Raw genomic sequence first — 12,392 nt, forward strand, 5'->3', positions numbered from 1 at the left:
GATCCTTTTTCATCGCGCGTAATCTCCTGCTCTGTAAACGAAAAAGCCACCCTGTAAAGTGGCATTTCGATGGATCAGTTGAGCGCTAACTCTTCTGAATATATCTATCTGAGCAAGCTGCCTGTGGAACTGCTGGAAATGGCACCGTTCCGGGATTTTAACGGGCGTTTGCGGCAGGGGCGTTACCATGTAGATCACATGCCGTCACGACAGGCTGTGGTGTTGTATTTGAAACGTGAATATCCAAATTTACGTGAAAAACAAGTTAAAGACATGGCTGACCAAGTAGCTGCTATTGCGATCCCTGAGAAAGTGCACCGTCAGGACAGCGCAACCTATGGCGGGCGAAACCGCTCGCAGATGGGGCCAGACTCACAGAATCTGCGGGCTGCCATCGACAAGGACTTTGATCAAATCAAGCCGGTTCTGATGCAGGAATATGGTGCGGAAGACGCCCAGCTGGAAGCGGCAAGGAAAGAGATGCACAGGATTAATACTGAACTGGGGTTATACAAATGACGGTGAATATTGAAGCGCTGATGCGCAGCCTGGGAAAGCCCTATCAGGCTATCCGGAATGCAGGGATTATTACGTATAAAACCCCGCCACAGGGGACACAATGTGATCCTTCTCTGACATTAGATATGAAAAAAGAAGGCATTTTCCTTTCTTTTGACAATGACTCCCTACAGGCTTTGAGCGAAATTTCACTGGAATTGAAATCTGGCAGGAAAGGTGCATATCCGAATGAGCTTCCTACTCCACTGAAGGCTGAAATGTCTCGTCAATGGGTGCATGATAACTTTGGTGAGCCTGATAAAAGCGAACCGCCAAAAGTAGTTTTAAATACAAAAATTGGCTGGATAGAGCGTTTTACTGTCGAGGGTTTTCATATTCCGCTGACGATGTGTATTTATTACGATATGGATGAACTGGTCGAAGCTGTAACGTTTCTGCCGACTGCTAAATTGAGGTGGTAAGTTGAAATAAAAAAGGATCTTCTTGAGATCCTTTTTTCGGGCGTAATCTCCAGCCCTGTAAACGAAAAAACCATCCGCTAAGGTGGCTTTTTCGATGGATCAGTTGAGCGCTAACTCTTCTGAATATATCTATCTGAGCAAGCCGCCTGTCGAACTGCTGGAAGTGGCACCGTACCGGGACTTTAACAGGCGTTTGCGGCAGGGACTCTATGAGGTTGATCATATGCCTTCACGGCAAGCTTTGCGGCGTGAAAGACCTTACTTGCTACCAGAAGAAGTTAAAGCTATTGCTGATGATGTGGCTGCTATTGTGGTCCCTGAGAAAGTGCACTGTCAGGACAGCGCAACCTATGGCGGACGAAACCGCTCGCAGATGGGGCCAGACTCACAGAATCTGCGGGCTGCCATCGATAAGGACTTTGATCAAATCAAGCCGGTTCTGATGCAGGAATATGGTGCGGAAGACGCCCACCTGGAAGCGGCAAGGAAAGAGATGCACAGGATTAATACTGAACTGGGGTTATACAAATGACGGTGAATATTGAAGCATTGATGCACAGCTTGGAAAAGCCCTATCAAGCTATCCGGGATGCAGGGATTATTACGTATAAAACCCCGCCACAGGGAACACAATGTGATCCTTTTCTGACATTAGATATGAAAAATGAAGGTGTTTTTTTATCGTTTGATAACGACAACGATAAATCACTAAGTGACATAACTCTACGTATTAAAACAGATAAAAAAGACTGGGTTTTCCCGAATGAGCTACCCACACCATTACAGCCTAATATGTCCCGTAGTTGGGTTCATGAGACTTTTGGTGAGCCAGATAAAAGCATTCTCCCTGAAGTTATTTTTAAAAGAAGCTTTGGATGGAGAGATCGGTTTACCATCGAGGATTTCCATATCCCAATTACTATGATTGTGCTATTTGACATGGAAAATATGGTTAAGACTGTAAGCTTTATTCCAACATCAAAACTGAGATGGTGATTGATAATAAAAAAGGATCTTCTTGAAATCCTTTTTTATCGCGAGTAATTTCTTGTCCTGTAAACGAAAAAGCCACCCGGTAAGGCGGCCTTTTCGATGGATCAGTTGAGCTGTAACTCTTCTGAACCGAGGTAACTGGGTATACGAGACCGCAGATACCAAAACTGTTCTTTCAGTGTCGCCGCAGTCAGGCCACTACATCAAGACCTCTTCAAAGATCTATTCCCGCAAACTTCCAGTTACCAGTGGCTGCTGCCAGTGGCGTTTTGTGTGTCCGTCCGGGTTGGACTCAAGACGATAGTTACCGGATGGGCGCAGCAGTCGGGCTGAACAGGGGGTCTTGCACACAGCCCGACAGGCCGGAAGCTGACGGAGGGAACCCGCGGTAGCGGGCAATAATTAGCCGGGACACCCAGAGCGCGCGGGTGGAGGGCCGGCGCGCCGGCGGGCCCTGCTCGGTTGAGGCTCTGAAGCACAGGTAGAAAGAGGAACCCGAACAACCGAAACCCGTCTCTGGCCTAGCGCGGCTACAGGCACCCGCCATGCCCACCCACAACACCCCACAAATAAAAATCCCCCCAACTCTTTCCTCACATAGCCAAGCATTTGCAGAAACGGTGAGGGCGTTCAATTATTGCCGAGGGAAGATTCCGGGCCGGGTGAGCGCACAGGGATGTGCGCGAAAGTGGCAGTCGCGCTGGGAGCGCGTCTGCCGCGGCCCGACAGGCCGGAAGCTGACGGAGGGAACCCGCGGTAGCGGGCAATAATTAGCCGAGGCACCCAGAGCGCGCGGGTGCAGGGCCGGCGCGCCGGCAGGCCCTGCTCGGTTGAGGCTCGGGAGCACAGGCAGACAGAGGAACCCAAACAACCGAAACCCTGCTCCGGCCTAAGCGCGCCCACAGGCATCCACAATGGCTAAATCATCCCCCTCACACAGCCAAGTATTTGCAAAATGGTGAGGGCGTTCAATTATTGCCGACGGAAGATTCCGGGCCGGGTGAGCGCACAGGGATGTGCGCGAAAGTGGCAGCCGCGCTGGGAGCGCGTCTGCCGCGGCCCGACAGGCCGGAAGCTGACGGAGGGAACCCGCGGTAGCGGGCAATAATTAGCCGAGGCACCCAGAGCGCGCGGGTGCAGGGCCGGCGCGCCGGCAGGCCCTGCTCGGTTGAGGCTCGGGAGCACGGGTAGACAGAGGAACCCAAACAACCGAAACCCTGCTCCGGCCTCAGCGAGGCCAAAAATAACCACAAAAGCCAAAGCAGAAAAAGACAAGGACAAACCGAAGGTTAAACACGCCCGCGTGGCGCGAGGCCGGGGGTCACTCACCTAAATAGAAATCTTCCGCATACTGATCCCCTGGCTGTGCGCTTGCCCATTCGGGCCATAGAGCGTCTGGCCGTGGCTGGCGCGCAGCACGGAGAGCGACTGCTGGTTGTGGGCGATGTGCTGGTTCAGCAACCGGCCATTGTGGTGGTTGCGCTGGTTGAGCGCGTTGGCACCGGCGGCGATGCGCCGCCACAGGGCGTTCAGCGCTGGGGTCTGGGCATAGGGCGCGCGCAGGTGCAGGGTGGTTTCGTGCTGCTTGCGCTGGCCGTCAAGGTAGGCCAGCGTCGCCAGCAGGGAACTCTTCTGCTCGGTCAGGCGTTGCAGCGCCACGCCATTCACCTGGGCGGCGCACAGCATCGCCTGCTCCTCCTCCATCACTGGCAACAGGGCGCGGAGGGTGTCAAGCAGGGCGGTCAGGGTCTGCGGCAGATCATGCATGTGCATCAGCCCTTCAGGTAGTCCTGGGTGTCCTGCAACAGCGCGTCGGCAATCTTGCCGGTGTCCATCTTCAACTGCCCGTCGCGGATCGCCGCCTTCAGCTGCTCCACGCGCTGCATGTTGATGTCCTGCGCGCTGTCACGCGTCAGACTGGACTGCGCGCCGCTCAGGCTCACCTGGGTGCCCTTCACTTCGGGGGCGGTGGTGGTGGTCTTGCCCTTGGCGGACTGCGGGCCGCCCTCGCTGGTTTCACGCGACTGCACCGGGCTGACGCCGGACAGCGGCTGAGTACGATCAATGCTCATAAAACTCTCCCATTCTGGCGGGAATGACGTCCTCTCACCCGCAAAATAAATCCGTACCACGGTTATCGACCGCGGCGGAAAAAACTTTACCCTAACGCCGGTTTTTTTACAGCGCCAACTGCACCGAGCCATCGGCGGCCACCACGCCATTCACCACCTGGCCGGAGAGCATCCGCACCCGCACGCGGTCGGCAATGGCGGCGTTGTTCATCGCCTTGCCAGCGCTGGAGACGTTGAAGCCAGTGCCAGCGGCCACCACCTGCACCTCCTGCCCGGCGCGTACCTGCCAGGGGCGGCGCACCATGTTCAGCGTCAAGGGCTGCCCGACGTTGATGGCGCGCAGCGCCACCGCCCCCAGCGCCTGTGGCTGGCTCTGCACCCCGCGCGGCGGCAACTGATCGAGGCGGCCATGCTTCTGCCGCAGATCCGCCGCCGCCAGCACCGCACCGCGTGGGATGGGGCGCGCCGCCACCCAGTAGGGGCCGCTCACCTGCACCTCGGTCTGCACAAAACGCCGCTGTGTGCCGCAGCGCACCGACACCGACAGCATCCCCCAGCTCCGGCCGCTGTTGGGCAGTGCCAGCTGGGGGGCAGGGCAGTCAGGCCACTGCGCCGCTGGCGTGATCACCCGGGTCGTCACCTGCATCCCGCTCTGCGCATACTGGCGCTGGAAAAATTGCGCAATCTGGCTCTCCAGCGCCGCGTGGGCGACGACGGACGGCAGGGCAAGGCACAGGCCCAGCAGGGCAGGAAACAGAGCGCGAACATGCACGGCGGACTCCTCTGGTCAGGCTTCTGACGCCCCCGAAAGAGAGTCCGGGGGCCAGTGTAATTCAGATTTATCTTACGCGAGTTGCTCACGGGTGAAGCAGATAAATAGCCGCCCATTATGGGCTTATTCTGACGATAGACCGGCGGAGTGGGCGTTTATGCTGTCGGCTCCAAATTCTCATTTGCGGAGGACGCATGCTCGACAAACTGGACGCAGCGTTGCGCTTTCAACAGGAGGCGCTCAATTTACGCGCCCAGCGCCAGGAGATCCTGGCCGCGAACATTGCCAACGCAGACACCCCCGGCTATCAGGCGCGGGACATCGACTTTGCCAGCCAGCTCAACAAGGTAATGGAAAAAGGGCGGGCAGGGGGCGGGTTGGCGCTTAGCGTCACCTCGGCGCACCACATCCCGGCGCAGGCCAACCCGGCGGCGAGCCTCGATTTGCTCTACCGGGTGCCTGACCAGCCGGCGCTGGATGGCAACACCGTCGATATGGACCGGGAACGCACCAACTTCGCCGACAACAGCCTGAAGTACCAGACCGACCTGACGGTGCTCGGCGGGCAGATTAAAAGCATGATCTCCGTGCTGCAACAAGGATAATCCGCATGTCGATGCTCTCTATTTTTGATATCTCCGGCTCAGCGCTGGCGGCCCAGTCCCAGCGAATGAACGTCAGCGCCAGCAACCTCGCCAATGCCGACAGCGTCACTGGCCCGGATGGGCAGCCCTACCGCGCCAAAGAGGTGGTGTTCCAGGTGGCGGCCGCGCCGGGGCAGGAGACCGGCGGCGTGCGCGTGGCGCAGGTGGTGGACTCCTCGGCGCCGGAGAAGCTGGTCTACCAGCCCGGCAACCCGCTGGCGGACGAGCGCGGCTATGTGCGTATGCCAAACGTCGATCCGGTGAACGAGATGGTCAACACCATCTCCGCCTCGCGCAGCTATCAGGCCAACGTGGAGGTGCTCAACACCACCAAGTCCCTGATGATGAAAACCCTCACCCTCGGCCAATAAGGAAGTTGCGATGTCCGTGTTAAATTCGATCAATGACAGCCTCGACAACAGCGTCGCCAGCACCAGCAGCAGCACAGCCACCACCGGCAGCAGCGCGGCGGATCTGCAGGGCAGCTTCCTGACGCTATTGGTGGCGCAGCTCAAGAACCAGGACCCCACCAACCCGATGGAGAACAGCGAGCTGACCAGCCAGCTGGCGCAGATCAACACCGTCAGCGGCATTGAGAAGCTCAACACCACCCTCGGCAACATCTCCGGCCAGATCAACAGCAACCAGTCCGTGCAGTCCACCGCGATGATCGGCCACGGCGTGATGGTGGCGGGCAACACCATCCTGGCGGGCGCGGCCAGCGACGGCAGCATCAGCACCACGCCGTTTGGCCTGGAGCTGGAGCGGTCGGTTGGCAGCGTCACCGCCTCCATCACCGACAGCACCGGCAAAGTGGTGCGCACCCTCGATCTGGGCGCGCAGACCGCCGGCGTCCACAGCTACAGCTGGGACGGCACGCTGGATGACGGCACCACCGCGCCAGATGGCGCTTACAGCATCAGCTTCAACGCCACCAACAACGGCGAACAGATGGTGGTGCAGCCGCTGCGCTATGCGCTGGTCAACGGCGTCACCAATGCCAGCAGCGGCGCGTTGCTGGATCTCGGCACCGTCGGCACCGCCACCCTGAGCGACGTGCGCCAGATCCTGTAGGGCGCGACTTTTTTCGCCGCCGTTGGCGCGGCACACACAGCACTCAATTTTACGGAGAGAAATATGAGCTTCTCGCAGGCAGTCAGCGGCCTTAACGCCGCATCCAGCAACCTGGACGTGATCGGTAACAACATCGCCAACTCCGCCACCTCGGGCTTTAAATCCGCGTCGGTCTCCTTCGCGGACATGTTCGCTGGCTCCAAGACCGGCATGGGCGTCAAGGTCGCCAGCGTCACGCAGGACTTCACCGACGGCACCACCAACACCACCAACCGTGGGCTGGACGTCGCCATCAGCGGCAACGGCTTCTTCCGCCTGACCGACAGCAGCGGCGGCGTCTACTACTCGCGCAACGGCCAGTTCACGCTGGATGAGAACCGCAATCTGGTGAACATGCAGGGGCTGAGCCTGACCGGCTACCCGGCCACCGGCACCCCGCCGACCATCGCGCAGGGCGCGCAGCCAGTGGCGCTGAGCATCTCCAACAACATGCTGCCGGCTCGCGCCACCAGCACCGCCACCATGGTCGCCAACCTCAACTCCGGCCATGACGTGGTGGCGAACGGCACATTCAACGCCAGCGACGCCACCAGCTACAGCTACGTCAACACCATCACCACCTTTGACACGCTGGGCAACGCCCATGACATGAACGTCTACTTCGCCAAGACTGCCAACAACACCTGGGACGTTTACGCGCAGGACGGCAGCGTCAGCGGCTCGACTGCAAGCAAAATCGGCACCCTGAACTTCTCCAGCAGCGGCGCGCTGACCAGCACCCTGAATGGCGATGGCACGGCCAACACCAACGGGCTGACTCTCACCCTGCCGATGGGCGCGCTGAATGGCGCCGAGGCGCAGACCGTGCAGCTCAGCATGACGGGCAGCCTGCAACAGAACACCGGCAGCGACAGCATCGGCACCCTGACACAGGATGGCTACGCGGCGGGCGACATGACCGGCTACCAGATCAATGACGACGGCACCATCTCCGGCGTCTACTCCAACTCCCAGACCCAGCTGATTGGCCAGATTGTAATGAGCAACTTCGCCAACACCGAGGGGCTGGAGTCCGCGGGCAACAACGTCTGGAAAGCGACCCAATCCTCCGGGCAGGCGATCACTGGTGTGGCCGGTGCCAGCGGCTTTGGCTCGCTGACCAGCGGCGCGTTGGAAGCCTCCAACGTGGATCTGAGCAAGGAGCTGGTCAACATGATCGTGGCGCAGCGCAACTACCAGTCCAACGCCCAGACCATCAAAACTCAGGACCAGATCCTGAACACCCTGGTTAACCTGCGCTAAGGCGCTGACGGATAGACGATGGATCACGCAATCTATACCGCGATGGGCGCGGCCAGCCAGACGCTCGACATGCAGGCGGTCACCGCCAACAACATGGCGAACGCCTCCACGCCGGGCTTCCGCGCGCAGCTCAACGCCTATCGCGCCGTGCCGGTGCAGGGCGAGACGCTGGCGACCCGCACGCTGGTGGCCGCCTCCACGCCGGGGGCAGACACCAGCCAGGGGCCGCTGACCACCACCGGCCGCCCGCTCGACGTGGCGCTGCCGCAGGATGGCTTTTTGGCGGTGCGCCTGCCGGACGGCAGCGAAGCCTACACCCGCAACGGCGACATCCAGATCAACGCTGACAGCCAGCTGACCGTCGGCGGTTTGCCGCTGATGGGCGACGGCGGCCCGATTGAGGTGCCGCCCTCCGCGCAGCTGACCATCGCCGCCGATGGCACCCTCACCGCGCTGAACGCTGGCGACGCCCCCAACACCACCGCCCAGCTGGGCAAGCTGAAGCTGGTGCGGGCGCAGGCCGGCGAGGTACAGCGCGGCGATGATGGCCTCTACCGCACCGCCGCCAACGGCGACACACCGGGCGCGGCACTGGCGGCTGACCCGCAGGTGCGCGTGATGCCGGGCGTGCTGGAGGGCAGCAACGTCAAGCCGGTGGAGACCATGGTGGACATGATCGCCAACGCCCGCCGCTTCGAGATGCAGATGAAGGTCATCTCCAGCGTCGATGAGAACGAACAGCGCGCCAACTCGCTGCTGTCACTGAGCTGATGCCAGGCACTAAGGACTTTTTATGATCTCCTCACTCTATATCGCCAAAACCGGGCTGGATGCCCAACAGACCAACATGGACGTGATCGCCAACAACTTGGCAAACGTCAGCACCAACGGCTTCAAGCGCCAGCGCGCGGTGTTTGAAGATCTGATGTACCAGACGCTGCGCCAGCCGGGGGCACAATCCTCCGACCAGACCACGCTGCCCTCCGGCCTGCAGATCGGTACTGGCGTGCGCCCGGTGGCGACCGAGCGCCTGCACAGCCAGGGCAACCTGTCGCAGACCGAAAACAGCAAGGACATCGCCATCAAGGGGCAGGGCTTCTTCCAGGTGCAACTGCCGGATGGCAGTCTGGCCTACACCCGCGACGGCTCCTTCCAGGTGGACCAGAATGGCCAGCTGGTGACCTCCAGCGGCTTCCAGGTGCAGCCAGCGATCACCATCCCGGCCAACGCCCTCTCCATCACTGTGGGCCGTGACGGTATCGTCAGCGTCACCCAGCAGGGGCAGACCGCCGCGCAGCAGGTGGGCCAGCTGACACTGAGCACCTTCATCAACGACAGCGGGCTGGAGAGCGTCGGCGAGAACCTCTACCAGGAGACGCAAAGTTCCGGCGCGCCGACCGAGAGCACCCCCGGCCTGAATGGCGCGGGCCTGCTCTACCAAGGTTACGTTGAGACCTCCAACGTCAACGTGGCCGAGGAGCTGGTGAACATGATCCAGACCCAGCGCGCCTATGAGATCAACAGCAAGGCGGTCTCCACCTCTGACCAGATGCTGCAAAAGCTGACGCAGCTGTGACCGGCTGGCCGGGCCTGATGCGCCCGGCCGCCTGACATCCACTTAACAAGGGTTTAGCGTGGTGAAACAGAATAATCCGTCCGTCGCCCTGCTGCTGGCGCTGGGCCTGAGCGGCTGCGCCTACATCCCCCATGACAATCTGGTGACCGGGCCGACCACCGCCGCGCCTGCACCGGCGGTGATGGCGCAGGGGGGCAACGGCTCCATCTTCCAGACCGTGCAGCCGATGAACTACGGCTACCAGCCGCTGTTTGAGGATCGCCGCCCACGCAACATCGGCGACACCCTGACCATCGTGTTGCAGGAGAACGTCAGCGCCAGCAAAAGCTCCTCTGCCAACGCCAGCCGCAGCGGCTCGACCACCTTCGGCTTTGACGCGGTGCCACGCTATCTGGAAGGGCTGTTTGGCAACAACCGCGCGACGGTGGACTCCAGCGGCGACAACACCTTCAGCGGCAAGGGCGGGGCGAACGCCAACAACACCTTCAACGGCACCCTGACGGTAACCGTCGATCAGGTGCTGGTGAACGGCAACCTGCACGTGGTGGGCGAGAAGCAGATCGCCATCAACCAAGGCACCGAGTTCATCCGCTTCTCCGGCGTGGTCAACCCGCGCACCATCAGTGGCCAGAACGCGGTGGTCTCCACCCAGGTGGCGGACGCGCGCATTGAGTACGTCGGCAACGGCTACATCAACGAGGCGCAGAACATGGGCTGGATGCAGCGCTTCTTCCTCAACCTGTCGCCACTCTGACGGCGGCGCGACACAACACATTTACCGCCGGGCGGCGTTCGTCCGGCGGCGACGAGGTTCCAGATGCGAAAATATCTATGGGGTTTACTGCTGGCGGCGTCCACGCTCGCGGCCAGCCCGGCCGGGGCGGAGCGGATCCGCGATTTGGCAACGGTGCAAGGGGTGCGCGACAACGCCCTGATTGGCTACGGGCTGGTGGTGGGGCTGGATGGCTCCGGCGACCAGACCATGCAGACGCCCTTTACCACCCAGAGCCTGAACAACATGCTTTCGCAGCTGGGCATCACGGTGCCGGCTGGCACCAACATGCAGCTTAAGAACGTGGCGGCGGTGATGGTCACCGCCAAGTTGCCACCCTTCTCACGCGCCGGGCAGGCGATTGACGTGGTGGTCTCCTCCATGGGCAACGCCAAGAGCCTGCGCGGCGGCACCCTGCTGATGACCCCGCTAAAGGGGGTGGACAATCAGGTCTACGCGCTGGCGCAGGGCAACGTGCTGGTGGGCGGCGCGGGCGCGTCGGCCGGTGGCAGCAGCGTGCAGGTGAACCAGCTGGCCGGTGGGCGCATCACCGGCGGCGCGACCATTGAGCGCGAATTGCCGACCCACTTTGGTAGCGGCAACAGCCTCAACCTGCAACTGAATGAAGAGGACTTCAGCACCGCGCAGGCGGTGGCCGACGCCATCAACCGACAGGGCGTGGGCAGCGCTACCGCTCTCGATGGCCGTACCATCCAGGTGCAAGTACCGGCTGGCAACAGCGCGCAGGTGCGCACGCTGGCGCAGATCCAGAACATCAACGTCACGCTGGGGCCGAAGGATGCGAAGGTGATCATCAACTCCCGCACCGGCTCGGTGGTGATGAACCGCGACGTGACGCTGGAGAGCTGCGCGGTGGCACAGGGCAACCTGTCGGTGGTGGTAGACCAGCAGAATCAGGTCAGCCAGCCCAACACCCCGCTGGCCGGCGGCCAGACCGTGGTGACGCCAAATACCCAGATCTCGGTGCGCCAGCAGGGCGGGGCGTTGCAGCAGGTGCAGTCCAGCGCCAGCTTGAACAACGTGGTGCGCACGCTGAACGCGCTGGGCGCGACGCCCATCGACCTGATGTCCATTTTGCAGGCGATGAAGACCGCTGGCTGTTTGCGTGCCGATCTGGAAATCATCTGATGGCCGATCTCAATAGCCTCTCTGGCGCGGCCTATGACGCGCAGGCGCTCAACGCCCTGAAGCGGGATGTCAGCAAGGATCCCCAGTCGCACCTCAAGCAGGTGGCGCAGCAGTTCGAGGGGGTGTATGTCAGCATGATGCTGAAAAGTATGCGCTCGGCACTGCCGCAGGGTGGGCTGCTCAGCAATGACCAGACGCGGCTCTACACCTCGATGTATGACCAGCAGATGGCGCAGGAGATGTCACAGCGCGGGCTGGGGCTGGCGGACATGATGGTGCAGCAGCTGGGCGGCACGCAGGCGCGGCCGGATGAGCGCGCCGGGACGGTGCCGATGGCGCTGGACCAGCAGGTGCTCAACACCCTGCCGGCGCAGGCGCTGGCGCAGGTGCTGCGCAAGGCCGCGCCGCGGATGCCAGCCGCCAGCGCCACGCCCGTCACGCTCTCCGGCAACAGCGGCGACTTTGTGTCACGCCTCAGCCTGCCCGCGCAGATGGCGAGCCAGGAGAGCGGCATCCCGCACCAGCTGATCATGGCGCAGGCGGCGCTGGAGTCCGGCTGGGGGCAGCGCGAGATCCCGACCCAAAATGGCCAGCCGAGCTACAACCTGTTTGGCGTCAAGGCTGGCAGCGGCTGGGATGGCCCGACCACCGACATCACCACCACCGAGTATGAGAACGGGGTGGCGAAGAAGATCACCGCCAGCTTCCGCGTCTACGGCTCCTATGTGGAGGCGATCAGCGACTACGTGCGGCTGCTGACCCACAACCCGCGCTACGCGGCCGTGGCGGCGGCAGAGACGCCGGAGCAGGCGGCCCACGCGCTGCAACAGGCTGGCTACGCCACCGACCCGAACTACGCCAGCAAGCTGGTGAGCGTCATCCAGCAGATCAAGGGCGCGGGGGTGCAGGCGGTGAAGGCCTACACCCACGATCTCAGCACGCTGTTTTGACCGTGCGGCGGCGGTTTTCCCGCCGCCCATTCCCGCTTTTTCACTCAAGTTTTCCCCCTGTGCGCCGATAACCCAATCAGGCCGGCGAGGGGCGCAACCCGCACCCGG

The 12,392-nt window shown here is 61.4% G+C and carries 16 protein-coding genes; 13 read left to right on the top strand and 3 right to left on the bottom strand.

Going from position 1 to position 12,392, the window contains the following annotated elements; all coding sequences use genetic code 11:
* Positions 1-69 precede the first annotated feature (69 nt).
* From ACK3SD_RS07075 to ACK3SD_RS07090, 4 genes are all read left to right on the top strand, one after another.
* Positions 70-519 carry a hypothetical protein gene (locus ACK3SD_RS07075; RefSeq protein WP_481127255.1) on the top strand — a complete coding sequence of 150 codons (450 nt, stop codon included), beginning with the start codon at positions 70-72 and terminating at the stop codon, positions 517-519.
* Positions 516-980: a DUF6392 family protein gene (locus tag ACK3SD_RS07080; protein ID WP_481127256.1), complete on the top strand. Its 465-nt coding sequence runs from the start codon at positions 516-518 to the stop codon at positions 978-980. Before ACK3SD_RS07075 ends, ACK3SD_RS07080 begins: the two co-directional genes overlap by 4 nt.
* A 94-nt stretch (positions 981-1,074) precedes the next feature.
* Positions 1,075-1,512, top strand: coding sequence for a hypothetical protein (locus tag ACK3SD_RS07085; RefSeq protein ID WP_481127257.1), 438 nt, complete (start codon positions 1,075-1,077; stop codon positions 1,510-1,512).
* Positions 1,509-1,976, top strand: a complete 468-nt coding sequence (locus tag ACK3SD_RS07090) for a DUF6392 family protein (RefSeq protein WP_481127258.1) — start codon at positions 1,509-1,511, stop codon at positions 1,974-1,976. The genes ACK3SD_RS07085 and ACK3SD_RS07090 overlap by 4 nt, the downstream gene beginning before the upstream one ends.
* A gap of 1,326 nt (positions 1,977-3,302) precedes the next feature.
* Here the strand turns inward: ACK3SD_RS07090 and ACK3SD_RS07095 are convergent.
* The 3 genes from ACK3SD_RS07095 to flgA all read right to left on the bottom strand — a co-directional run bounded on the left by ACK3SD_RS07095 (position 3,303) and on the right by flgA (position 4,817).
* Positions 3,303-3,746 carry a flagella synthesis protein FlgN gene (locus tag ACK3SD_RS07095; protein WP_481127259.1) on the bottom strand — a complete coding sequence of 148 codons (444 nt, stop codon included), beginning with the start codon at positions 3,744-3,746 and terminating at the stop codon, positions 3,303-3,305.
* Complete coding sequence (gene flgM, locus ACK3SD_RS07100) at positions 3,746-4,045, bottom strand: flagellar biosynthesis anti-sigma factor FlgM (RefSeq protein ID WP_481127260.1); 300 nt, start codon at positions 4,043-4,045, stop codon at positions 3,746-3,748. Before flgM ends, ACK3SD_RS07095 begins: the two co-directional genes overlap by 1 nt.
* 106 nt (positions 4,046-4,151) lie before the next feature.
* Positions 4,152-4,817 carry a flagellar basal body P-ring formation chaperone FlgA gene (gene flgA / locus ACK3SD_RS07105; RefSeq protein ID WP_481127261.1) on the bottom strand — a complete coding sequence of 222 codons (666 nt, stop codon included), beginning with the start codon at positions 4,815-4,817 and terminating at the stop codon, positions 4,152-4,154.
* A 194-nt stretch (positions 4,818-5,011) separates the two neighbouring features.
* Here flgA and flgB point away from each other — a divergent pair, with 194 nt between their 5' ends.
* The 9 genes from flgB to flgJ all read left to right on the top strand — a co-directional run bounded on the left by flgB (position 5,012) and on the right by flgJ (position 12,284).
* Positions 5,012-5,422 carry a flagellar basal body rod protein FlgB gene (gene flgB, locus ACK3SD_RS07110; protein ID WP_137762888.1) on the top strand — a complete coding sequence of 137 codons (411 nt, stop codon included), beginning with the start codon at positions 5,012-5,014 and terminating at the stop codon, positions 5,420-5,422.
* Positions 5,423-5,427: 5 nt separating this feature from the next.
* Positions 5,428-5,832, top strand: a complete 405-nt coding sequence (flgC, locus tag ACK3SD_RS07115; protein ID WP_481127262.1) for a flagellar basal body rod protein FlgC — start codon at positions 5,428-5,430, stop codon at positions 5,830-5,832.
* 10 nt (positions 5,833-5,842) lie between these two features.
* Positions 5,843-6,535 (top strand): flagellar hook assembly protein FlgD, encoded by a 693-nt coding sequence (flgD, locus tag ACK3SD_RS07120; RefSeq protein ID WP_137762890.1) that lies wholly within the window; start codon positions 5,843-5,845, stop codon positions 6,533-6,535.
* Between the two features lie 63 nt (positions 6,536-6,598).
* Positions 6,599-7,837, top strand: a complete 1,239-nt coding sequence (gene flgE, locus ACK3SD_RS07125) for a flagellar hook protein FlgE (protein ID WP_481127263.1) — start codon at positions 6,599-6,601, stop codon at positions 7,835-7,837.
* A gap of 18 nt (positions 7,838-7,855) precedes the next feature.
* Complete coding sequence (locus ACK3SD_RS07130) at positions 7,856-8,608, top strand: flagellar basal body rod protein FlgF (protein ID WP_481127264.1); 753 nt, start codon at positions 7,856-7,858, stop codon at positions 8,606-8,608.
* Between the two features lie 22 nt (positions 8,609-8,630).
* Entirely contained in the window at positions 8,631-9,413 is a 783-nt protein-coding gene (flgG, locus tag ACK3SD_RS07135; protein WP_137762893.1) for a flagellar basal-body rod protein FlgG, read from the top strand.
* 61 nt (positions 9,414-9,474) lie between these two features.
* Positions 9,475-10,167, top strand: a complete 693-nt coding sequence (locus tag ACK3SD_RS07140; RefSeq protein WP_240775743.1) for a flagellar basal body L-ring protein FlgH — start codon at positions 9,475-9,477, stop codon at positions 10,165-10,167.
* A gap of 63 nt (positions 10,168-10,230) precedes the next feature.
* Positions 10,231-11,334 (top strand): flagellar basal body P-ring protein FlgI, encoded by a 1,104-nt coding sequence (locus tag ACK3SD_RS07145; RefSeq protein WP_481127265.1) that lies wholly within the window; start codon positions 10,231-10,233, stop codon positions 11,332-11,334.
* On the top strand, positions 11,334-12,284 hold the full coding sequence (gene flgJ / locus ACK3SD_RS07150) for a flagellar assembly peptidoglycan hydrolase FlgJ (RefSeq protein ID WP_481127266.1): 951 nt from the start codon (positions 11,334-11,336) through the stop codon (positions 12,282-12,284). Before ACK3SD_RS07145 ends, flgJ begins: the two co-directional genes overlap by 1 nt.
* The last annotated feature ends 108 nt before the right edge of the window (positions 12,285-12,392 follow it).

The organism is Chimaeribacter sp. YP20170169, from assembly GCF_056739715.1.

What these genes read in the sequence shown, in the direction of transcription:
- ACK3SD_RS07075 (WP_481127255.1), top strand. Translation starts at nt 70, where the DNA reads ATGGATCAGTTGAGCGCTAACTCTTCTGAATATATCTATCTGAGCAAG.
- ACK3SD_RS07080 (WP_481127256.1), top strand. Translation starts at nt 516, where the DNA reads ATGACGGTGAATATTGAAGCGCTGATGCGCAGCCTGGGAAAGCCCTAT.
- ACK3SD_RS07085 (WP_481127257.1), top strand. Translation starts at nt 1,075, where the DNA reads ATGGATCAGTTGAGCGCTAACTCTTCTGAATATATCTATCTGAGCAAG.
- ACK3SD_RS07090 (WP_481127258.1), top strand. Translation starts at nt 1,509, where the DNA reads ATGACGGTGAATATTGAAGCATTGATGCACAGCTTGGAAAAGCCCTAT.
- ACK3SD_RS07095 (WP_481127259.1), bottom strand. Translation starts at nt 3,746, where the DNA reads ATGCACATGCATGATCTGCCGCAGACCCTGACCGCCCTGCTTGACACC.
- flgM (WP_481127260.1), bottom strand. Translation starts at nt 4,045, where the DNA reads ATGAGCATTGATCGTACTCAGCCGCTGTCCGGCGTCAGCCCGGTGCAG.
- flgB (WP_137762888.1), top strand. Translation starts at nt 5,012, where the DNA reads ATGCTCGACAAACTGGACGCAGCGTTGCGCTTTCAACAGGAGGCGCTC.
- flgC (WP_481127262.1), top strand. Translation starts at nt 5,428, where the DNA reads ATGTCGATGCTCTCTATTTTTGATATCTCCGGCTCAGCGCTGGCGGCC.
- flgD (WP_137762890.1), top strand. Translation starts at nt 5,843, where the DNA reads ATGTCCGTGTTAAATTCGATCAATGACAGCCTCGACAACAGCGTCGCC.
- flgE (WP_481127263.1), top strand. Translation starts at nt 6,599, where the DNA reads ATGAGCTTCTCGCAGGCAGTCAGCGGCCTTAACGCCGCATCCAGCAAC.
- ACK3SD_RS07130 (WP_481127264.1), top strand. Translation starts at nt 7,856, where the DNA reads ATGGATCACGCAATCTATACCGCGATGGGCGCGGCCAGCCAGACGCTC.
- flgG (WP_137762893.1), top strand. Translation starts at nt 8,631, where the DNA reads ATGATCTCCTCACTCTATATCGCCAAAACCGGGCTGGATGCCCAACAG.
- ACK3SD_RS07145 (WP_481127265.1), top strand. Translation starts at nt 10,231, where the DNA reads ATGCGAAAATATCTATGGGGTTTACTGCTGGCGGCGTCCACGCTCGCG.
- flgJ (WP_481127266.1), top strand. Translation starts at nt 11,334, where the DNA reads ATGGCCGATCTCAATAGCCTCTCTGGCGCGGCCTATGACGCGCAGGCG.